Source organism: Methylomicrobium lacus (genome assembly GCF_041897535.1).
Lineage (GTDB): Bacteria > Pseudomonadota > Gammaproteobacteria > Methylococcales > Methylomonadaceae > Methylomicrobium > Methylomicrobium lacus_A.
Map to the genome: position 1 here is coordinate 293,260 of NZ_CP169217.1, position 22,424 is coordinate 315,683.

Annotated in this window: 18 protein-coding genes; 12 read left to right on the top strand and 6 right to left on the bottom strand. The window is 56.2% G+C overall.

From position 1 onward, the window contains the following. Positions 1–20 precede the first annotated feature (20 nt). The 8 genes from nuoI (at position 21) to ACEPPP_RS01350 (ending at position 9,958) form a co-directional block, all read left to right on the top strand. Positions 21–536: an NADH-quinone oxidoreductase subunit NuoI gene (gene nuoI, locus ACEPPP_RS01315; RefSeq protein ID WP_374089259.1), complete on the top strand. Its 516-nt coding sequence runs from the start codon at positions 21–23 to the stop codon at positions 534–536. Between the two features lie 11 nt (positions 537–547). After that, positions 548–1,066, top strand: a complete 519-nt coding sequence (gene nuoJ / locus ACEPPP_RS01320; RefSeq protein WP_374090862.1) for an NADH-quinone oxidoreductase subunit J — start codon at positions 548–550, stop codon at positions 1,064–1,066. Beyond that, positions 1,063–1,371, top strand: a complete 309-nt coding sequence (nuoK, locus tag ACEPPP_RS01325; RefSeq protein WP_374089260.1) for an NADH-quinone oxidoreductase subunit NuoK — start codon at positions 1,063–1,065, stop codon at positions 1,369–1,371. Before nuoJ ends, nuoK begins: the two co-directional genes overlap by 4 nt. A 9-nt stretch (positions 1,372–1,380) precedes the next feature. Continuing rightward, positions 1,381–3,216, top strand: coding sequence for an NADH-quinone oxidoreductase subunit L (gene nuoL / locus ACEPPP_RS01330; protein WP_374089261.1), 1,836 nt, complete (start codon positions 1,381–1,383; stop codon positions 3,214–3,216). Next, positions 3,213–4,709 (top strand): NADH-quinone oxidoreductase subunit M, encoded by a 1,497-nt coding sequence (nuoM, locus tag ACEPPP_RS01335; RefSeq protein ID WP_374089262.1) that lies wholly within the window; start codon positions 3,213–3,215, stop codon positions 4,707–4,709. Before nuoL ends, nuoM begins: the two co-directional genes overlap by 4 nt. Further along, complete coding sequence (locus ACEPPP_RS01340; protein ID WP_374089263.1) at positions 4,709–6,163, top strand: NADH-quinone oxidoreductase subunit N; 1,455 nt, start codon at positions 4,709–4,711, stop codon at positions 6,161–6,163. The genes nuoM and ACEPPP_RS01340 overlap by 1 nt, the downstream gene beginning before the upstream one ends. A gap of 223 nt (positions 6,164–6,386) precedes the next feature. Continuing rightward, on the top strand, positions 6,387–7,673 hold the full coding sequence (locus tag ACEPPP_RS01345; RefSeq protein ID WP_374089264.1) for an esterase: 1,287 nt from the start codon (positions 6,387–6,389) through the stop codon (positions 7,671–7,673). Between the two features lie 518 nt (positions 7,674–8,191). Next, a complete protein-coding gene (locus ACEPPP_RS01350; RefSeq protein ID WP_374089265.1) occupies positions 8,192–9,958 on the top strand; it encodes a PKD domain-containing protein in 1,767 nt (588 codons plus the stop codon). Positions 9,959–10,077: 119 nt separating this feature from the next. Here ACEPPP_RS01350 and ACEPPP_RS01355 read toward each other — a convergent pair whose 3' ends face one another. Together ACEPPP_RS01355 and ACEPPP_RS01360 are read right to left on the bottom strand one after the other, a co-directional pair. Then, positions 10,078–10,983 carry a hypothetical protein gene (locus ACEPPP_RS01355; protein WP_374089266.1) on the bottom strand — a complete coding sequence of 302 codons (906 nt, stop codon included), beginning with the start codon at positions 10,981–10,983 and terminating at the stop codon, positions 10,078–10,080. After that, positions 10,980–11,192 carry a hypothetical protein gene (locus ACEPPP_RS01360; RefSeq protein WP_374089267.1) on the bottom strand — a complete coding sequence of 71 codons (213 nt, stop codon included), beginning with the start codon at positions 11,190–11,192 and terminating at the stop codon, positions 10,980–10,982. The genes ACEPPP_RS01355 and ACEPPP_RS01360 overlap by 4 nt, the downstream gene beginning before the upstream one ends. Before the next feature lie 312 nt (positions 11,193–11,504). Here ACEPPP_RS01360 and ACEPPP_RS01365 point away from each other — a divergent pair, with 312 nt between their 5' ends. From ACEPPP_RS01365 to ACEPPP_RS01375, 3 genes are all read left to right on the top strand, one after another. Further along, positions 11,505–12,401 carry a hypothetical protein gene (locus tag ACEPPP_RS01365; RefSeq protein ID WP_374089268.1) on the top strand — a complete coding sequence of 299 codons (897 nt, stop codon included), beginning with the start codon at positions 11,505–11,507 and terminating at the stop codon, positions 12,399–12,401. A gap of 208 nt (positions 12,402–12,609) precedes the next feature. Then, positions 12,610–13,539: a protein-methionine-sulfoxide reductase catalytic subunit MsrP gene (msrP, locus tag ACEPPP_RS01370; protein WP_374089270.1), complete on the top strand. Its 930-nt coding sequence runs from the start codon at positions 12,610–12,612 to the stop codon at positions 13,537–13,539. Between the two features lie 5 nt (positions 13,540–13,544). Continuing rightward, complete coding sequence (locus tag ACEPPP_RS01375; protein WP_374089272.1) at positions 13,545–14,228, top strand: sulfite oxidase heme-binding subunit YedZ; 684 nt, start codon at positions 13,545–13,547, stop codon at positions 14,226–14,228. On the opposite strand, the gene ACEPPP_RS01380 is transcribed toward ACEPPP_RS01375, so the two are convergent. From ACEPPP_RS01380 to dapA, 4 genes are all read right to left on the bottom strand, one after another. Beyond that, positions 14,170–14,619, bottom strand: a complete 450-nt coding sequence (locus ACEPPP_RS01380; RefSeq protein ID WP_374089273.1) for a hypothetical protein — start codon at positions 14,617–14,619, stop codon at positions 14,170–14,172. The two genes, ACEPPP_RS01375 and ACEPPP_RS01380, sit on opposite strands and share 59 nt — an antisense overlap. Positions 14,620–14,701: 82 nt before the next feature. Beyond that, on the bottom strand, positions 14,702–18,583 hold the full coding sequence (gene purL, locus ACEPPP_RS01385) for a phosphoribosylformylglycinamidine synthase (RefSeq protein ID WP_374089274.1): 3,882 nt from the start codon (positions 18,581–18,583) through the stop codon (positions 14,702–14,704). Positions 18,584–18,697: 114 nt separating this feature from the next. Next, positions 18,698–19,486, bottom strand: coding sequence for an outer membrane protein assembly factor BamC (gene bamC / locus ACEPPP_RS01390; protein ID WP_374089275.1), 789 nt, complete (start codon positions 19,484–19,486; stop codon positions 18,698–18,700). A 6-nt stretch (positions 19,487–19,492) separates the two neighbouring features. Further along, a complete protein-coding gene (gene dapA, locus ACEPPP_RS01395) occupies positions 19,493–20,368 on the bottom strand; it encodes a 4-hydroxy-tetrahydrodipicolinate synthase (protein ID WP_374089276.1) in 876 nt (291 codons plus the stop codon). A gap of 199 nt (positions 20,369–20,567) precedes the next feature. Between dapA and ACEPPP_RS01400 the strand changes: the two genes are divergently transcribed. Then, positions 20,568–22,328, top strand: a complete 1,761-nt coding sequence (locus ACEPPP_RS01400; RefSeq protein WP_374089277.1) for a DEAD/DEAH box helicase — start codon at positions 20,568–20,570, stop codon at positions 22,326–22,328. Positions 22,329–22,424 lie beyond the last annotated feature (96 nt).

The following is a 22,424-nucleotide window of genomic DNA, read 5'->3' on the forward strand; positions in this document are numbered from 1 at the left end:
AGCGAAATGAGGAAAAGACAATGTTGAGTCAATTGCGATCATTGTGGGAAGTGTTAAAACATACCTTCGTCAAGGCGGATACGGTCGAATACCCGGAGCAAAAACCGGCTTTGTCCCCCCGCTATCGCGGCCGCATCGTGTTGACCCGCGACCCGGACGGCGAAGAGCGTTGCGTGGCCTGCAACCTTTGCGCGGTCGCCTGCCCGGTCGATTGTATCGCATTGCAGAAAACCGAAGACGAGCATGGCCGCTGGTATCCCGAATTTTTCCGGATCAATTTTTCCCGCTGCATCATGTGCGGATTTTGCGAGGAAGCCTGCCCGACCTGCGCGATCCAGCTGACGCCGGATTTCGAGATGTGCGAATACGACCGGCAGAACATGGTTTATGAGAAACAGCATCTGCTGATCGACGGCACCGGAAAATATCATGATTACAATTTTTACCGGGTCGCCGGCATGACGATCTTTGGCAAAACCAAGGGTCAGGCCGAAAACGAATCTCCGCCTGTCGATGTAAAAACACTGCTGCCTTGAAGGAGAGCATGATGACGTTGATCCTGTTTTATATCGCATCCGCGGTCGCCCTCTTCGCGACGATCATGATGATTACGCGGCTCAATGCGGTTCATGGACTGTTGTATCTGATTCTGTCGCTGCTGGCCGTCGGCGTGATTTTCTTCCTGATGGGCGCCTATTTTGCCGCCGTGCTGGAAGTGATCATTTACGCGGGCGCGATCATGGTACTTTTCGTTTTCGTGATCATGATGCTGAATCAGGGACATAAAACGATAGCCCAGGAACGTGCCTGGCTTGCGCCCGGGACCTGGATGGGCCCGTCGCTGTTGGCCCTGATTCTGTTCGCCGAAATGGTTCTGATCATCGCCCGGGGCGGCAGCGCCGAAACCGGCCATGCGGTCAGCGCCAGCCAGGTCGGCATGGCGTTATACGGACCTTATCTGATCGCGGTTGAACTGGCCTCGATCCTACTGCTGGCCGGTCTGGTCGGGGCTTATCATCTCGGCAAACCGAGATTGAAAATGTCCAGACCTGGGGGGGAGCCATGAGCGCGATTCCCGCCGAAATGGGGCTGATGCTGTCTGGCCTCTTGTTCGTGCTCGGCTTGATCGGGGTATTGGCGCGCCGCAATCTGATCATGATCCTGATGTCGCTCGAAGTGATGCTGAATGCGACGGGCCTCGCGTTTATCGTGGCAGGATCAAAATGGGGACAGGCGGACGGCCAAATCCTATTTTTGCTGGTCTTGACCTTGGCCGCGGCGGAAGTGGGTATCGGCCTCGGCCTGGCGCTGCAGATTTTCCATCGCTTCAAAACGCTGGACGCCGATTCGATCAATCAGATGCAGGGCTAGGAGACGACCGTGTTTGACTTGCTGGGCTGGGTACCGATCGTTCCGCTGCTGGGATTTCTGCTCCTGGTATTTTACGGCCGGCGCTTGTCTAATTTCCATGTCGCCTGGATCGGCGCCGGCAGTGTCGGGATTTCGGCAGTGCTGGTGGCGCTGCTCGGTTTCGAATTTCTGCAAGGGCCGATGGCCCCCTATCGTCTGACCTTGGGCTCGTGGATCGTATCGGGTGATTTGTCGATTCCGTTCGGCTTTTACCTCGACGCGTTGTCACTCACGATGCTGTTCGTCGTGACCGGCGTCGGCTTTCTGATTCATCTGTACGCGGCCGAATTCATGGAAGAGGACGCGGATTATGCGCGTTTTTTCGCCTATATGAATCTGTTCGTCGCGGCGATGCTGGTGCTGGTGCTCGCGGACAGTCTGCTGCTGCTTTACCTGGGCTGGGAAGGCGTGGGCCTCGGCAGCTATCTGCTGATCGGCTTCTGGTATCAGAATCCGACCAACGGCTATGCCGCGCGCAAGGCCTTCGTGATGACCCGCATCGGCGACACTGCGCTCGCCTTGGGACTGTTCCTGCTGTTTACCGAGTTGCATACGCTCGATATCCAGTCGCTGATGGGCCGGGTCCAGAGCCAATGGACAACCGGTGCCGTGTTGCCGATCGTCGCGGCGGCGCTGATTTTGGGCGGCGCGGTCGGCAAATCCGCGCAGCTGCCCTTGCAGACCTGGCTGCCGGATGCGATGGCAGGCCCCACGCCAGTCAGCGCGCTGATCCATGCCGCCACGATGGTCACCGCCGGGGTCTATCTGATTGCCCGCACCCATGCCTTATTCGTGCTGGCGCCTCCGGTGCAGGGCGCGGTCGCTTTGATTGGCGCGGTTACGCTATTGATGGCGGGCTGTTCGGGCCTCGTGCAGACCGACATCAAACGCATCCTGGCCTATTCGACGATCAGCCAGATCGGCTACATGTTTCTCGCCCTGGGTGTCGGCGCCTGGTCCGCGGCGGTTTTTCACCTGCTGACTCATGCCTTCTTCAAGGCCTTGTTGTTCCTCGCGGCCGGCGCGGTGATCTTCAGTTTTCACCACGAACATGACATTTTCAGGATGGGCGGTCTGCGCAAAGCGATGCCGCTCGCCTTTTGGAGTTTTGTGATCGGCAGCGCCGCGCTGACCGCGCTGCCTTTTACCTCCGGATTTTACAGCAAGCACGAAATTTTACTGGCCGCCTACGAAACCTCCCCTATCTTGTGGGGAGCGGGCTGCCTGGGCGCTTTGATCACCGGCATCTACAGCTTTCGTCTGGTATTTGTGGTGTTTTTCGGCAAGCCAGCGCGGGAGATCGAAAGGAAAATCGGCGGACGCATGAGCATTCCTCTCGTGCTGCTGAGCGTTTTGGCGCTGTGTGGCGGACTGCTGCAAATCCCCTTGGAGTCGGTATTTCCGGCGTTGCCTGAGCCAACGTCTAGGCACGCTTCTTCGTTCATTTCATTCATCACCCTGGCGGCACCGATTCTCGGCGCGGCGATCGCGGTATTGTTCTATCTGACCGGCACGTTTTCTGCACCCCATGTTATCGAGTTACAGTGGACCAGGCGGATAAGTCGCTTGTTTTTGACCGGCTGGGACCTCGACGCGATTTACGGCGCCGTGCTGATCCGGCCATTTAAAATCCTCGCGGCTCTGAATAAAGACGACGTGTTCGACAAGCTGTATCGCGGCATTGCCTGGCTCAGCCTGCAATTGCACCGGCTGGCCAGCGCCACGCAAACCGGACGCATCCGCTGGTATGCCTCGTCGATGGCATGGGGTGCGGTCGTCGTGATCGCGATAGGGCTCTTGTCATGATCTTGTCCGCATTGATCGCCGTTCTCGCGGTAGGCGGATTCGCCGCCTGGATTTCGGAACGCTGGCATCCGAATGCGCCGCGCTGGACCGCCATCGCCACACTCGCCTTGGAAGCGCTACTGGCCGCCTCCCAATTTTCCGGCAACCACGCCGCGGAAACCCCGCTTCCTGGCAGGTCCGCGGCATGGTTGGCCGAAGTCGATCTGCCCTGGATTCCCCGCTTCGGCATCGGTTTCCACCTGGCTACCGACGGCTTGAGCCAGCTTCTGATAGCGCTGACGATCCTACTCGGATCAATGGCGGCCAGTTGTTCCTGGACCGAGATCGGCAAGCGGACAGGGTTCTTCTACTTCAACCTACTAGCCTGCCTGGCCGGTACTGTCGGGGTGTTTCTGGCGGTCGACCTCTTCCTCTTCTTTTTGTTCTGGGAGGTGATGATCATCCCGATGTATTTTCTGATCAGCATCTGGGGACATGAAAACCGGACTTACGCTGCAATCAAATTTGTGATTTTCACGCAAGTCAGCAGCCTCCTGATGCTGCTTTCGATCATCGTACTGGTGCTGGTCAACTATCACCGTAGCGGCGCCTTTTCGTTCGATTATTTCGCCTTGCTGAATGTCCCGCTTGCCCCCGATCTCGCCGATTGGCTGATGCTCGGCTTTCTGATCGCCTTTACGGTCAAGCTGCCCGCCGTGCCTTTCCATACCTGGCTTCCGGATGCGCATACGCAGGCGCCCACCGGCGGCAGCGTGATCCTGGCCGGCGTGCTACTGAAGACCGGTGCCTACGGCCTGCTGCGTTTCGTGATCCCGCTGTTTCCGGACGCCGCGCACCGGTTTGCCCCGATTGCGATGACGCTCGGCGCGGTCAGTGTGCTTTATGCCGCAATGATGGCTTATGCTCAGTCCGATATCAAACGGCTGGTCGCCTACACCAGCGTCAGTCACATGGGCTTCGTCCTGCTAGGCGTCTTTTCCTGGAATCTTCTTGCGATACAAGGGGCGGTCGTCACGATGCTCGCGCACGGGCTCAGCGCCGGCGCCTTGTTCATGGTCGCGGGTTTTCTGCAGCAGCGTCTGCATAGTCGTGAATTTGGGGATATGGGCGGGCTGTGGCAGGCAGTACCTAGGCTGTCGTCGTTCATGCTATTCTTTGTGATGGCGACGCTGGGGCTCCCGGGACTCGGCAATTTCGTCGGCGAATTTCTGGTGCTCCTGGGCGCCTTTAAAGTGAATCCGATAGTCACCTCCGTGGCCGCCTTTGCGTTAATCCTGGCGCCCGTCTATGCGCTGGTCATCATCCAGAAAGCGTGCCACGGCCCCTGGCAAAACCGGCAGCCACTGACCGATTGCGGTTTCCGTGAGTTGGCGTCGCTGGGTGTACTGGTCTTTGTCTCGGTTTGGCTTGGCCTGCATCCCCAGTCCGTATTGGATGTTTCGGCGCCGGCGCTGCGGCAAACGGTTCTATACCTTAATGCAAGGGAACCCTGATGGATCTTGATTCGCTGATCGTTCTGGCGCCTTTGATAGCGATGACCGTCACGGCCGTCACCCTCATGCTCGCGATCGCTATCCGGCGGAATTACTTCCTTGTCAACGGGATCGCAGGCTTCGGCATCGTGTTGTCCCTACTTTTGATTGGCCCTGCCTGGCATAAATCGTCTCTCCAGGCGATTCCATTGCTGAACATAGACCATTACGCCTTGTTCTTTGTCGCCTTGTTGCTGTTGGCAGGCCTGGCGGTGCTGGGCCTGTGCCACGATTATTTCAAGCAGCGCGAAGGAGAAAACGAAGAACTCCCGTTGCTATTGTTAACCGCGCTCTTGGGCGGGTCGGTGCTGGCCGCCAGCAGCCATTTTGCGGCTATGTTTTTGGGTCTTGAAATACTCAGCATTTCGCTTTTCACGCTGATCGGCTATCCGGTCAATCGGCCTCGTCCGCTCGAGGCGGCGATCAAATACCTGGTCTTGTCCGGCGTGTCTTCGGCCTTCCTGCTGATGGGCATTGCCTTGCTCTATGCCGAAAGCGGCGAGCTCGACTTCATCGGCATTGAAGACTTCATCGACGCCCACCGCCCCCTAAATTTCGTAATGCTGAGCGGCGTTATTCTGATCGCGGCAGGGCTCGGTTTCAAGCTATCGTTGGCCCCGTTTCATTTGTGGACGCCGGATGTCTACGAAGGCTCTCCGGCGCCGGTAACCGCGTTTATCGCGACCGTCTCGAAAGGCGCTGTTTTCGTCCTGCTCTTACGTTTATGGGTGACCACCGGCAGCTACCGTTACGCTCCTTTGCTGACCGTGTTCAGTTTCATCGCGATGTTTTCCATCTTAGTGGGAAATTTGCAGGCATTGCTGCAAAAGAATATCAAGCGCTTGTTAGCCTATTCGTCGATCGCGCACATGGGCTATCTCTTGGTAGCCTTGATTGCCGGTGCCAGCATTGCGAGGCCACTAGTTATCGAATCTGCCGCATTTTATTTGGTTGCCTATTTCATTACCACGATCGGCGCCTTCGGGGTCGTTTCGGTACTGTCCACGCCGCAACAAGAGGCAGGTGATGTCACAATCTTGCGCGGTCTGTTTTGGCGACGTCCGTGGCTGGCCGGAACGTTTACGCTGATGTTGTTATCGCTGGCTGGCATTCCACTCACCGCCGGATTCATCGGTAAATTCTATGTTTTCACCAGCGGCGCCGATGGCCGACTGTGGAGCTTGCTGGCTAGTGTCATCATCGGCAGCGGCCTTGGACTCTACTACTACGTTAGGATCATTGTCGAGATGTCGATGAATAGTAGTGAAGAGGTGATGTCTGAATCCACCCCAAAATCCCGTGAATGGTTGTCTACCGTAATACTCGCCGCCTTAAGCCTGCTGCTGGTCTGGTTCGGCATTCTTCCCGGACACCTAATCGATCGCATTCAGTCGATAGCTATTTCGATGAGATAAGCGCTTATTGCCGCCTGACATTGAATGGAGCACTGGCTTGTTGCTTATCATCCTCTTTGAGCAACCGTCCAGAATTGCCATTCCAAACAAATAAACATTATCCGCTTTTAGGCTTGCTGGCCGATGCGGTCAAGGCGATTCTGAACGCATATTGACCGAGATAATTACGGCTGTTAGACTCTTGACTTTGCAAAAGCCCTTTTCTAATTCCCCGGAGATGCTCATGAGCCTGATAAAAATGATGCCGTTGCAGGCCTTGCTGTGCGCAAGCGCCTTACTGACCGGCTGCGCATCGAACGAGATATACCGGAGCATTTACGAACCGTGTAGCGTTTCACCAGGCAATGCGTGCGAGAAAAACTCGCTGCATCTTTACAATACGGACCAGGACAATGAATACACGCTGGGCTTTGTCGAGATCGACGATCAAGGTCAACTGCGCGACCGCAAACAGATGCAGGCTCTGCTCGATACCCTCTACAAAAAAGCCGCCGAAGAAAGCATCTTACTGAACGTCTTCGTGCACGGCTGGCATCACAACGCCCGCCCCGGTGATCCGAATATCGAAAGTTTCAAGGACAATCTCGCCAAACTCAGCGCGATCGAAAGCCGGCGCAGCAAGGAGCTGAAGCGCCCTGCCCGCAAAATTGCCGGCGTCTATGTCGGATGGCGCGGCGAATCGATCGACGTGCCGCCGTTCAACTATCTGACCTTCTGGGATCGTAAAAGCACCGCGCAGGATGTCGGCTATCTCGGCGTCAGCGAACTCTTGGTCAAGCTGGAGGAAATCGCGAATGTGCGCAATTCGATGATGCCGCCGATCAAAAGCCGGCTGGTTGTGATCGGCCACAGCTTCGGCGGCGCGGTCGTGTACAGCGCGACCTCGCAAATCCTGGCCAGCCGCTTCGTCGACAGTCAGGAAGGCAAAGGCTTTACCGATACCGCCAAAGGTTTCGGCGATTTGGTCGTGTTGCTGAATCCGGCGTTCGAAGCGCTGCGTTATGCGCCCTTTTACGATCTGGCCCAGGCGCGTTGCAGTTACTTTCCGCAGCAAGTGCCGCGTCTGGCGATTTTGACCTCGGAAGCCGACGTCGCTACCGGTACCCTGTTTCCGTTGGGCCGCGTGTTCTCGACTTTTTTCGAAACCCATCACGATATCGAACGCAACGACTGCAAACATCCGCTCGCACTGGATGAAGGCGAAGCCGACCGCAATACGGTTGGCCATTATCTGCCATTGATCAGCCATAACTTGACGTCTTTGGACAAGGAAAAAAACCTGCAGATCGCAAGCTATGACAACATGAAAAGCCTCTGGAGCACGCAAACGCCGGGCGGTTCCACGCAATACGGCTCCACCGTGCTGACGCACCTGAGCAGGACCAATCCGCAAAACCCTTATCTGAATATCCGGGTCGATGAAGACATCATCGCGGATCACAACGACGTGTTCAACGAAAAGGTGATGGAATTTATCCGCTTGCTGATCGGGCTGTCGACGGAGGATTGAAGCAGAAAGTTTTAGCCATGCCGCGTTAACTTATTCTTCAGAATGCAATAAACAGGCGTTAGACTCATGCGAGGTCGGAATGTGCCGGGCATTCTGGCCGGCGCTTTGAGCCTTACCTCGCACTGTTCAAATTCAATCGCACTATGGACAGCAAAAAATCAGTCTTATTTACCCTCTTGGGTACCATTCTCGTTACGCCATTACCCGCCGCATCAAAGCCACCGGTCAAGCATTTCAATCGTGGATCGCATGTCCAGCTGCGTGATCTTCCCGCAGGCCGGTTTCGGGATAGGCTGTCGGGACTTCCCGATCATGTTAGACACAGGACGTTGGGAAACCTTGACAATATCTCCTTTACTGAGTTGGATTTAGCGCATCTTCACACTAACAATCAGGGGGATGTGTTTTACGCTGATCTATTCGAAGCGCCGGATACTTCATCAGCAGTTGCTCAGCCGAGCGCTGCATCATCGGCAAACACCACCATTACCGAGTCTGATGTCTTTGCTTTGCATAGCTTGCCTGACTCAAAGAACGTGATTTACCTGGATTTCAACGGGCGCGATATTGCCGGCACAACCTGGAACAGCGATTATCCTAAAAACACGGTGTTAAAGGCCAAGGCGTTTACTTCCGATAACGACATTGCGCATTTTAGTCTGACGGAATTAAGCCAAATCGCCGAGATTTGGCACCAAGTTGCCGAAGACTTCGCCCCGTTCGATGTGGACGTGACCACCGAAGAGCCGTCTGTGCTCGGCCCGACTACCGGAACCATCCTGATTACGAGCGATGTCGATAGCAATGGCGTCGCGATGCCGGCATACCAGCAAGCTTCCGGCGCGTCGGCTGTCGATGTCTGGGGTAAAAGCGATTATGCCAGCTATTATTCGCCCGCATTCGTGTATTACAACGCTACGGGTCTGGAACCGGCGAATATCGCGCTGATCGCTTCGCATGAAATGGGGCACAATTTGGGTCTTGCGCATGACGGTTACTCGGATGGTGGTTCCCATCAGGACTATTACGCGGGCAGCGGCTGGGGGGAGTCTTCCTGGGCGCCCATCATGGGATCGGGTTATAACAAGAACGTCACCGAATGGAGTAACGGCGACTACCCGGGCGCCACGCAAACCCAGGACGACACCGCCATCATCGCCGAAAAACTCGGCTATCGCCCCGACGACCATGACGGCATTACGCCTTTGGTTATCGCTTCAGATGGCAGCATCCAGTCCACCACCCCGGAAACAGACCCGAATAATACGATACCGTATAACAAGGGCATTATAGGAACCCGCGACGATGTGGATTACTTCATGTTGGATGCGGCCGGCTCGATCAACCTGCTAGCAACACCCGCATGGGAAGCATTTTATTCGCCGGATCGGCGCGGAACCAATCTGGATATCAAGCTTGTCTTGTATGATTGGTACGGCAATAACATAGCCGAAAGCGATTCGCAAATCGGCACCGATGCCGAGATTACCACGTCGCTTCAGCCGGGTCATTACCTGTTAGCCGTTGAAGGGGTTGGCAATTTTGTGACCGCCTATTCCGATTACGGCAGTCTCGGCCAATATTTCATTACCGGCCATGTTGCGGTGCCGCCGCCGACCGCCAAGGCTTCCGTTTCAAGGCAAAAAGGAAAATCCAAATATACATTCCGTTTCTCTGGCGACGGCTCGGTTGATTCTGATAACGCGGCGTTAACCTACCTTTGGGATTTTGGCGATGGTTTTTCCTCGGATCAAAAGTACCATGAGCATGTTTATTGCTCTCCGGGCACTTACCGGGCCAGATTGTTCGTGACGAATACGACCACCGGCCTGACAGGCCAAAGCCTACTCACGCATACGATTGCAGGCAAGCCGACGACAAAGAAATCCGCCGATTGCAAGACGCATCAGGTTGGCGATGCTTACTGGTTGGGATTGGATACCCGTGGCGTGAACGACGCGCCGGTAGCCCGGGCTTCAGGCAGTAAAGTCCCGAAGAGGCCTAAATTCTCCGTCCTGTTTTCGAGCGAAGGCAGCGGCGATGTGGATGGCGATGCGCTGTCTTATGTATGGGAGTTTGGCGACGGTTTCACTTCGACCGAAAAGAACCATGAACACGCTTACTGTGCGCCGGGAAGTTACACCGTGAAACTGACCGTGACCGACCCCGGCGGCTTGTCCGGCCAGAAGATGTTTACGCAGGTGATCAAGGGTAGCAAGTCCACAGCCAAATCCCTGGAAGATTGCCAGGCCTATGCCAAGACATCAAGGGATGGGCATGTGTGAATTTTCATTGCGCAATCCGTTCAGCCGACGCTTTCGGATAACGGCCAAAGTTGGCCAGCAAAGCCAAGCATCCTCCCGTCAATTGGATAATAGCGATCCATAGCAGACGATACGGAAATCTAATGGGCTTGCGGATTACGCTTCTGCACGAGTTCGACGATCTCCGACGCCATGCTCAATGCATCGAAAGCCCGAACTGCCGGATGCGTCAGGATCGCTTCCCGGCCTATCAGGGAGAGAACCCGCCGCGTCGCGATGTCTTGCGCCTTGTTTTCGCTCACGAGTTTGAACAAGTCGGCGATCAGGCTGTTCTGACTGCGGTTGACTTCACGGCAGGTTTTTGCATCGCACTCGCTCTCGGCAAAGTTACCGTCCGCATCGGTCGTCAGCACGCGACCCAGAGGTTTCGCGCCGTCGAATCGGTCGGCGACGATCACTTTACCGTCTTTGTATAAAACGCCGCTCAGATAGCGGCCGTCCTCCCCGGCCAGCAAGCCTATAAATCTTTCTCCACTGGATAGTTGCGTCAACATGCCGGCGGCATAGCTGCCGTCGCCGTTGATTGCACCGTCGTAAAGGCCGCGTTTCGTATTCAGTGTGACCAGGATTTTGCCTTCAATAGCGGCAAATCGGCCCTGATTCAGCAGGCCGGTGGCCGCGCCATAAAACGCGCTGTCGTTCGGTGTGCACAATGTTGTAGAGTCACACCAGCGTGCAAATCCGCTGCCGTCTGCCAAGCCGTCGATGCAGCCGCAGTTGTCGCTTTGCGCACAGGTGGTTTTCCAAAAGCTGGTCAATACCTTCTTTTTCACGGAACGCATCAGGCTTCCTGCAGGTTGGACGTTACAGGAGATCCAATCTTTCGCATTCACATTAGCGCTGGTTTTCGGATTAATCGCTTGGGGAATGGGGGCGGAGTAATCAAAGCCGTCCTTCAGGTCAGATTGCGGTTCGTAAAGCGCGCAACCGGTCAAGGCGCTGGCCATCATGGCCAGCAGAATCCAAAGAGAGGATTGTTTATTCATTCGTTAGCGACGGGTGTCGTGTAATCATTCTTGATGTCCTTGCAACGATCACCGCATTGATCGAGCCTATCCTTGCGCGCTTTTTGCGCCGCGGCGGCATTGTGGCGGTATCCTTCAGTCGCACGTTTCTCCGCTTGCCGAATATCCTTGTCTTTGGATGACATGGCAAACAAAACAAGCAGGATGACAAAGATAAGCCAAGGCGGCATATGCGTCTCCAGGTGCTAGGTATTTCAGGGGTGTGCATTATGCTACGTTGATTGCGGAACTTCAAAAAAATTCGCGCCCTTCCCCGCTTTAACAAAGCTAATGGGATCTCCTACCCTACATTTTATCATCCCGCAAACCCTGTCAACACTTTGCTGGATACTTTTAGGTTGAAGCCGATTCAACTGCTTTCTTACTTACTGAAATACACTGCAATCATGCCGAGGATCGGAAAATTTAGTCCCTCAATAATAGACTCTATTATCTGATAATATTATAATAACGACAAATAATTTTTCCCTCCGGAGAATGCTATGTCGTCTAAAGAATCCGAATTAAAGGCCGAATTACTCACCGTTTTCACGGCGTATAAAGATGCGCATAATGAATTGGTTGCCTGCCTCGATGCGGATACCGCTTATCCTGCCTGGATTCAGCAGGTAGAAGGGGATCATGCCGCGACTCGGAATATGTTGAAAAGCATCGTACTGAACTGGTCTTACAGTGACGATGGTCAGGAACCTGGATCTACTATCCAATTCAACGGACTGGCTTCCTGCTCGATGAGCACCTATATGGCGATTGAACGGGTGAACGAGCAGCGGGATCTGCTGCATAAACAACTGATGAAGATGGATTCTCTAGAAAATGAGCTTGATTTATCAGACAACGAGGAGGATGACGACGGTTATCGCTTATCCAAACGCGCCATGGCCCGCCTGGGTTATCCTCGCTTCAATCGCCGGCAAGCGTGCCGAAAATTTACCGCACTCCCCTGCCCCGTGCTGTCGGCCGGTTTTTTCTGGAATCGGTACCGAAAAACCACGAAGCTGGACCGGACACAAGTTCAGGCCCGTCTGGATAAACTGTTGCAGCGGTCTCTGGCTGAAAATGACGCGATTTATCACGAGATCGAGCGCTTTCATGCGATTAACGATGAATGCTTGGTACAGGTTTTCCCGGAAAGTATCCATCGGCGAGTCAACCTATGCACCAATCAGGACGGTGTAGAGAAACGCATTCAGCGCTACGCCCACACGCCCATTTTTTATGTGTCCACGCCGGATCGCCCGCTGCCGCCCAAAACGTTGCTGCCGGATGAACCTGCTGCGAAAGAGTGCCGACTGGCAAAGCGCAATATCACCATCGAAAGCGAACCTTATTTACCTTTGCTGGATCTTTATCGATTATTGCCTAAGCACCGTAAATAGCGCATTTTTGCCAGCTCGGCAGTGGTTGGGGCGACTTGTCTGGGCCTGGTTCCTCCCTTCCTACTCCCACGAACTGAATCCCATCGGAATATTATGGAAGACGCACAGTCGAATAACTAAATAATTCTCCGGCCCTCGCGGAAATTGATTGATCTATAACGGCATCTCGCTACAATGAGTCAATCCCAAACCGTAGGAGACTAACGCAATGACCTACCCGACGCCCAAAATAAAGCCCTCAGAGATTACTCCACGCGACATCTATCAGGCTCGGCGGCAGTTCATGCAGCTGACTGCGGCAGTAGCCGCCGCAGCACTGTGGCCGGGAGAACTGTTCGCCGGCGAAAAACTCGCGACTGCCAAGTCTTCAAATTTCGCCGCCAAGGAAGAACTGACGCCGTACGACAAGGTCACGCAATACAACAATTTTTATGAATTCGGCACCGGCAAAGACGATCCTGCCGCCTATGCCGGCAGCTTGAAAACGCGGCCGTGGACGATTACGATCGAAGGCGAAGTGCATAAACCGATGACTTTCGACATCGATCAGATCCTGAAGATGGCGCCTTTGGAAGAGCGGATTTACCGGCTGCGCTGCGTCGAAGCCTGGTCGATGGTGGTGCCGTGGATCGGATTTCCCTTAGCCGAACTGATCAAGCGGGTCGAGCCGACCGGCAAGGCGAAGTTCGTTGAATTCATCAGCCTGCACGATCCCGAGCAAATGCCGGGGCAGCGCACTTCGGTGCTGAACTGGCCTTACAAGGAAGGCTTGCGCATCGATGAGGCGATGCATCCTTTAACCTTACTGACGGTTGGCCTGTACGGCGAAGTTCTGCCCAAGCAGAATGGCGCGCCGGTACGGATCGTAGTGCCCTGGAAATACGGCTTCAAAAGCGCCAAGTCGATCGTGAAAATCCGTCTCGTCGAAAACCAACCCGTATCCAGCTGGACCCAAGCCAACCCCAACGAGTACGGCTTTTATTCGAACGTCAATCCGGAAGTGGATCATGCCCGCTGGAGCCAGGCCAAGGAACGTCGTATCGGCGAATTCTTCAAACGCCCGACATTGCCGTTTAACGGTTATGCCGAACAGGTCGCACAGCTGTATGCCGGCATGGATCTGAAAAAATATTTCTAAAACCCATGGCGCGTAAAAACTTGCACGATAAGCGCTTGGCCTGGATAAAAACCGGGGTATTTTTTCTGGCGCTGCTGCCTGCAATCAAGCTGGCGATCGGCGCTTGCCTCGACGCGTTGGGCGCGAATCCGATCGAAAAAATCACCCGGACCACCGGCTATTGGACATTGACCCTACTGTGGGTGTCGCTGACGGCGACGCCGCTCCGGCTGCTGTTCAAATGGAACTGGCCGATCAGGATACGGCGAATGCTTGGGCTCTTTGCCTTCTTTTACGGCAGCCTGCATTTTTTGACTTATCTGATTCTGGACCAGTTTTTCGACTGGGAGGCGATCGCCGCCGACATCGTCAAACGCCCCTACATTACGGTCGGCTTCCCGGCCTTTGTGTTGATGATCCCGTTGGCGCTGACCTCGACCGACCGCATGATCAAACGCCTGGGCGGCAAACGCTGGCGCTGGCTGCATCGCCTGGTTTATCTGAGCGCGATCGGCGGCGTGGTGCATTATGCCTGGCTGGTCAAGAAAGACCTGACGAATCCCTTGATATTCGCGGTACTGCTGGCGGTTTTGTTCGGCATCCGAATACTCTATCGGCTCATCGGCGCTACGAAACCGGTCTTTACGCCGGTCAAACGAAAAACATCGCGTACAGATAAACCAACACCGAAGGAATCAAGACCAGTTTGATTTTTTCAAAAAAGGTAAGGCCCCGCCAATACTCAATCGGGTTGAATGGATGCTCGGACCAGAAGTGCTGCCATGCGGCTTGGCATCGGCGAAAGCTGCGATAGAAATAACGCCCCAGCCAATACAAGGGATAGGCAGCGATCGCCACCAAGATATAAAACACGATCGTTTGTGTCGAGTGCAAATTGGTCTCGAACAGGCCCTCGATCAGATGATCCAGTATCGATTCGAGCCCCTCGAACAAAAGATGGGAGAGTTCGAGGAACCATTCGAACAAGTAATGCAGCGTAGTGGTGGTCAAATCGAAAACGACATCAGGGAAAAACACGATGACCGCCAAAACTGTCAGTCCCAGAATCTTTAGATAGTTCCCCTTAGCTGAAGCATCCATAACTCTCTCCCGAATCGAATGGAGCAAGGCGGCCGAACGGCCGCCGCGACCCTAATTAAATCATGACCCAACCAGCCGCATTTTAACCGACATTGGCCCTGGCGTTCCTGAATATCCGCATCCAGGCGCCGTATTCGTTCCAGTCGTCCGGATGCCAGGAGTTTTGGACCGTTCTGAAGCAGCGTTCGGGATGCGGCATCATGATCGTGAAGCGGCCATCCGTGGTGGTCAGGCCGGTAATGCCGAGCGGGGATCCGTTCGGATTGGCCGGAAAGCTTTCGGTCAAGGCGCCGGTGTTGTCGACATAGGACAAGGCGACGATTTGCGCCGCGAGCGCCTTCGCATGACCGGTCGCGAATTCGGCGCGGCCTTCGCCGTGCGCGATCGCGACCGGCATTCTCGACCCCGCCATGCCGCTGAAAAAGATCGACGGCGACGGCTGCACCTCGACCAAGGCGACCCGTGCCTCGAATTGCTCGGAACGGTTGCGCAGGAAGCGCGGCCACAATTCGGCGCCGGGGATGATCTCCTTCAAGCCGGACATCATTTGGCAGCCGTTGCAGACGCCCAGGCCGAAAGTATCCTGCCGGTTGAAAAACGCTTCGAATTGATCGCGCGCGCGGGGATTGAACAGGATCGACTTGGCCCAGCCGCCGCCCGCGCCGAGCACGTCGCCGTAGGAGAAACCGCCGCAGGCGACGAGGCCCTTGAAAACGGACAAATCGACGCGGCCCGAGATAATGTCGCTCATGTGCACGTCGATGCTCGCGAAGCCGGCCCGGTCGAACGCGGCCGCCATCTCGACATGGCCGTTGACGCCCTGCTCCCTGAGGATCGCGACTTTCGGTTTCGCCGAGGTAGCGATGAAAGGCGCGGCGACATCCTGATTCGGATCGAATGTCAACTTCACGTTCAGCCCCGGATCGTTGTCGTCCCGAATGCGTTCGAACTGTTGTTTCGCGCAGTCCGGGTTATCGCGCAGCGCCTGCATTCTATAGCTGAGCTCGGACCACTGCGACTGCATGTCGGCGCGCGTGGCGTTATACGCGACGCGGCCGTCATGGATTACGGTCAGTTGTTGGTGTTCGACGACGCGGCCGATGATGCGGCTCGCATCGCCCAGACCTGCCTGTTTCAGGATGGCGAGCACGTCGTCCGCTTCGCTGGCTCTGACCTGAATCACCGCGCCCAATTCTTCGTTGAACAAGGCCGGCAGCAACGCGCCGTGATTATCCAGAATCAATTCGGCACCCAGACGGCCGGCAAAGATCATTTCCGCGACCGTGGACAGGAGGCCGCCGTCGGCGCGGTCATGATAGGCCAAGAGCTTGCCTTGAGCGTTCAGGCTTTGAATCGCCGCGAAAAACGCTTTCAATAAAGACGGATCGTCAAGGTCCGGACACGTGTCCCCGAGCTGCCGGTAAACCTGCGCCAGGACCGAACCGCCGAGGCGGTTTTGACCTTGGCCGAGATCGATCAAGATCAACACGGTGCCATGATGATTGCAGCACAACTGCGGCGTCAAGGTCCTCTCGATGTCGGTGACCGGCGCAAACGCGGTAATGATCAGCGACAACGGCGCGGTCATCGTTTTTTCGCCGTCACCGTCCTTCCACACCGTTTTCATCGACAACGAATCCTTGCCGACCGGAATCGCGATGCCCAAGGCAGGACACAGCTCCATGCCGACCGCCTCGACCGTGTCGAACAAGGCCGCATCTTCGCCCGGAAAACCGGCCGCGGCCATCCAGTTCGCGGACAGTTTGATGTCGCTAATCTTAGCGATCGGCGCGGCCGCGATATTCGTGATCGCCTCCCCGATCGCCATGCGGCCGGAAGCCGGCGCATCGATCACGGCCAGCGGCGTCCGCTCGCCCATCGCCATCGCCTCGCCGGTCCGGGCATGAAAGCCGGAGGCGGTAACCGCGACATCGGCGACCGGCACCTGCCAGGGTCCGACCATCTGGTCGCGGGCGACTAAACCGGTCACCGAACGATCGCCGATATGAATCAGAAAGCTTTTGTCTGCGACCGCCGGGAAAGACAGCACACGCTTGACGGCTTCACCGATTTCGATGCCGCTCAGATCGACCGCCTGCAAAGCGGCCTGCTGCCGCTGCACGTCGCGGTGCATCCTGGGCGGCTTGCCGAACAAGACCGACATCGGCAGATCGACCGGCGCCTCGCCGAGCAGATTGTCTTCGAGCCGCAGTTGCTCTTCCTGGGTCGCGACACCGATCACCGCATACAGGCAATGCTCGCGTTCGCAGAAGGCCTGAAATTGCTCCAGCGATTCGGGCTTGATCGCGACCACATAGCGCTCCTGCGCCTCGTTGCACCAGATCTGCATCGGCGACATGCCGATGTCCGCGTTATTCACTTGGCGCAGTTCGAAACGGCCGCCGCGCTCGCAATCGTGGATGATTTCGGGCACCGCGTTCGACAGCCCGCCCGCGCCGATGTCGTGAATCGAGACGATCGGAGAATCCTCGCCCAGCGCGTTGCAGTGGTTGATCACTTCCTGACAGCGGCGCTGCATTTCCGGGTTTTCGCGTTGCACCGAGGCGAAATCGAGGTCCTCGGAGCTTTCGCCTGAGGCCAATGACGAAGCCGCGCCGCCGCCGAGCCCGATCAGCATCGCGGGCCCCCCGAGGATGATGATCAGCGAGCCCGCCGGTATCGGCTGCTTGTTGACCAGCATCGGCCGGATCGAGCCCAGGCCGCCGGCGATCATGATCGGCTTGTGATAGCCGCGATAGCTGTTTTTATCCGCGCCCGGCGCCAGTTGTTCGTAGCTGCGGAAATAGCCGGCCAGATTCGGCCGGCCGAATTCGTTGTTGAAGGCGGCACCGCCGATCGGGCCTTCGAGCATGATGTCCAATGCCGACGCGATCCTGGACGGCTTGCCGTGGTCTTCTTCCCACGGCTGCTGAAAGCCCGGAATTTTCAGGTGCGACACCGAAAAACCGGTCAGGCCGGCTTTCGGGGTCGAGCCACGGCCGGTCGCGCCTTCGTCGCGAATCTCGCCGCCTGAGCCGGTCGCGGCGCCCGGATGCGGCGAAATCGCGGTCGGATGGTTGTGCGTTTCGACCTTCATCAGGATATGCGCGTCTTCCTCGATATAATCGTAAAGACCTGTCACTGGATCGCGGCGGAAGACTCGGTTGTTGAAACCCTCGATGACCGAGGCGTTATCGCTGTAGGCCGACAGGATGCCGTCCGGATGTTGCTGGGTCGTATTGCGGATCATGCCGAACAGGGTCCTGCCTTCCTGGACACCGTCGATCGTCCAGTTCGCATTGAAGATCTTGTGACGGCAATGCTCGGAGTTCGCCTGCGCAAACATCATCAGTTCGACATCGGTCGGATTCCGGCCCAGGCCTTCGAAAGCGGACACCAGATAGTCGATTTCATCGTCCGACAAGGCCAGGCCCAGGGTCTGATTCGCTTGCAGCAATGCCGGTTTCCCCTGTTCGATGATCGCGACGCGCTGCAGTGGCTGCGGTTCGTGGTGGCTGAATAAATCTGGGATGGTGTTGCCGTAGCATACGCTCTGCGTCATCCGGTCATGCAGCAAGGCCGCCAATTGCCGTTGTGTCGCCTCGGTCAAGGACGTCGCGACTTGCAGAGTATATTCGATGCCCCGTTCGATCCGGTTAACCGCGGCAAGGCCGCAGCGCTGCGCGATTTCGGTCGCCTTGCTGGACCACGGCGAGATCGTGCCGGGGCGCGGCACGACCAGCAGACGAACGTCAGAGTCGGACGCTTCGGCGGGGCCTGAACCGTAATCCAACAGTTGCTTCAGAATGCTGTGTTCGCAGTTCTCCAAATCGCCTTGCTGATCGACGAAATGCACGAAGCGCGCCGACACGGATTGAATCTGCGGTTCAAGCGCCTTTAAATCGGCCAGCAGTTTGGTGATACGGAAGTCGGAAAGTGCAACAGGACCTGGGATAATTAACATGAATCGATAAAATGAAATTTAAAAGTCGGTTGGAAAGCCTAGCGCATCCACCCTTGAAAGAAATTTTCACGGAAACGGGCCCGAAGCCATAATAAAAGACCCGTAAAGCGAATCCTATTTACCTTGAATGGTGCCGCCCAACAGCCGTAACAACTTGACTGCGGCCTCATCATCGGGCACCGGATTCCAGTCCTTGTCGGTGATCGCGAGGTCGGTCTTGTCGTCGACAGCGATCAACTTCAGCAAATATGCCTTTTCTCTCGTCTCGAATCCCTTGAACAGGAAGATCGCCTCATCCAGCAGCGACCCGTCCTCGGCTTTTCTCGCCTCGGGATCGTATTGCACAAAAAACAGCTTCTGCGTCTGATCGCGCTGGGTCACCTCGATCGAATTGCGGCTCAGCGCCTTGCTGACCAAGTGCCAAGCCTTGTCAGGCGAACTCGCGATTCTGAGGCGGCGCTCGCCGTCCGAAAAACGCACCAGTTCGACCGGCGTGCCTTCCTGTTGGGCGTCCTTTTTTTCTGCCTTGACTTCAGGCGGCTCTTCCGGAGCGGCTTGTCCGGATGCTTCGGACTGGGCTTCAGGTTGCTCGCTCTTGGCTTCCGCGCCGGCCGTTTCAGTGCCCTTAGCCGCATCTTCCGGAGCCTTCTCCTGCGGCTCGGTTTCGGCTGAGGCCGGCTGACTTCCCTCTTTTACCGCTTCGGCGTGCTGCAACGAAGGCTCTTCGACGGCATCGGCGGCAGCGCCGGCTTTCAAGTCATCGGGCAAAACCAACGGCGGGATTTCAGTCGTGTATTGGTAGTCCTTTTCCTTGTCCGGAAACAGGCTCTGGATATAGCCGCACGCCGAAAGATTCAGCGTAGCCGCCGTGATCAGTAAGAGTTGCTTTCTACGATGGTTCATCGTGGGTTAAATGACTCCAGCCTCACGCATCGCGGCGCGCACGGTCTCAAAGCAATCCGGGGTCAGCCAGGTCAATGGCAGGCGAATGCCGCGTGGCATCATACCCATTTCGGCAACCGCCCATTTGACCGGGATCGGATTGGACTGGATGAACAAGGCTTTATGCAGGCCGGCCAACTTCTCGTCGATCGCCAGCGCGGTTTCGGCATCGCCGGCCATTGCGGCCGCGAGCATTTGATGGACCAGTTTCGGCGCGACGTTGCCGGTCACGGTGATGCTGCCGTTGCCACCCAGCAGGCAAAATTCGCGGCTGGTCGCATCGTCGCCGGTATAAAGCGCGAAATCGTCGCCGCACAGATCGCGGATTTTTTTGACGCGGGACAAGTCGCCGGTCGCTTCTTTGACGCCGACGATGTTTTTGAGTTTGGACAGGCGACCGACCGTTTCCGGCAACATGTCGCAGGCGGTCCTGCCGGGCACGTTGTAAAGGATTTGCGGAATATCGACCGCATCGTTGATCGCCCGGTAATGCAGAAACAAACCTTCCTGAGTCGGCTTGTTATAGTAAGGCGTGACCAGCAGACAGGCATCGGCGCCGAGCTCTTTCGCACGCAGGGTCAGATGAATCGCTTCGGTCGTCGAATTGGCGCCGGTGCCGGCAATCACCGGAATGCGCCCGCCAACATAGGCGACCACCGAGGCCATCACATCGCAATGCTCGTCTTCATTCAGGGTTGCCGATTCGCCGGTGGTGCCGACCGCCACGAGCGCATCGGTGCCCTCCTCGATATGAAACTCGACTAATTTTTTCAGGCTTTCCTTGTCAACCTCACCGTTTTCAAACATCGGTGTGACCAGCGCTACGATACTACCTTGAATCATGAACTCCCTCGGTAAATATGGATATTATGAATATTTTCCCATTATACCAAGCAAATCAGTAAAACTCAGCTGGTAATTATCGGCGCCGCCAAAGACGCAAAGCATTGAAATGCTGCAAGTCGTTAAAAATTGTTATAGAATGAGCGGTTATATAGACATTTCTTGGCGGCAACGCCCCTCTCCTTGTACAGGTAAATTCATGACCCAAGCTGTTCCTTCATCACCCTCATTCCAGGATTTAGCGCTTATCGAGCCGGTGCTAAAAGCGCTGGAGGATGTCGGTTATGAAAATCCCTCGCCGATTCAGGCGCAAGTGATCCCCTTCATGCTGCAAGGCAAGGATGTACTCGGACAGGCGCAAACCGGCACCGGCAAAACCGCCGCGTTCGCATTGCCGATCCTCTCTCGCATCGACCTCAGACAAAAAGACCCGCAGGTGTTGGTGCTCGCGCCGACCCGTGAACTAGCAATCCAGGTCGCCGAAGCGTTTCAACGCTATGCGGCGCATCTGAAAGGCTTTCATGTGCTGCCGATTTACGGCGGTCAGGATTATAGTTCGCAATTGCGGCAGCTCAACCGCGGCGCTCACGTGGTCGTCGGCACGCCGGGCCGGGTGATGGATCACATGCGGCGCGGCACACTGAAACTGGATAATTTGAGCGTGCTGGTGCTCGATGAAGCGGACGAAATGCTGCGCATGGGCTTTATCGACGATGTCGAATGGATCCTCGAACAAACCCCGAAAAACCGCCAGATCGCGCTGTTTTCGGCGACAATGCCGATGCAGATCCGCAAGATCGCACAAACATACCTGACCGATCCCGAACAAGTCACGATCAAGGTCACCACCGCCTCGGCCGAAAACATCCGCCAGCGCTTTTGGGTGGTCAGCGGCCTGCACAAACTGGACGCCCTGACCCGCATCCTCGAAGCCGAAACCTTCGACGGCATGATCATTTTCGTCAGAACCAAAACCGCGACCGTCGAATTGGCCGAAAGACTCGAAGCGCGCGGCTTTTCGGCCGCCGCGATCAACGGCGACATGTCGCAGGCACTGCGCGAGCGCGCGATCGCGAATCTTAAGTCCGGCAAACTGGACATCCTGATCGCGACAGACGTGGCCGCGCGCGGCTTGGACGTGGACCGGATCACCCACGTAGTCAACTACGACATCCCGTATGACACCGAATCCTACGTTCACCGTATCGGCCGAACCGGCCGCGCGGGCCGTACCGGTGATGCGATCCTGTTTGTCGCGCCGCGCGAGCGGAAACTGCTCGGCAACATCGAAAAAGCGACCAAGCAAAAGGTCGAGCAGATGGACCTGCCTTCGACCGAAGTGATCAACAACAAGCGCATCGCGCGTTTCAAGCAGAACATCACCGATACGCTGGCGGCCGAGGAATTGAGCTTCTACAGCCAACTGCTCGAGCAATACCAGGTGGAACACAATGTCAGCGCACTCGAAATTGCCGCCGCACTGGCCAAGCTGGTTCAGGGCGACGTACCGCTCTTGATGCAGCAGCCGCCGAAAAAACCGAAGGAACACCGGGACGATTTCGCGCCGCGCTCCGATGAGAGCCCGAAACGCGAGCGCAAGGGCAAGCGCGCCGATACCGTGTCCGGCATCGAAATGGAAACGTACCGGATCGAAGTCGGCCACAGACACGGCGTAAAGCCCGGCAACATCGTCGGCGCGATCGCTAACGAAACCGGATTGGACGGCGAACATATCGCGCGGATCAAGATCGAGGACGATTACAGCACGGTCGAACTGCCGTCCGGCATGCCGAAGGAACTGTTCCAGGAATTGAAGAATGTGCGGGTCGCGGGTCAGCGATTGAACATCTCGAAGCTCGGCGACTCCACCAAACCCTCGGCGGAAGCGAAAAAGGTTGCGAAGAGCAAAAAACGCATGTCATCGACCTCGAAAAAAGGCAAGTCAGCCCATCAGGATTAAAGGACTCAGGGCTTGGCATTCGGCCGGAATATCAAGCCCTTTCGGATTCGGTTATTGCAACTGTTATCGAGCGCGGAAATGTCGAGCAACGACAGA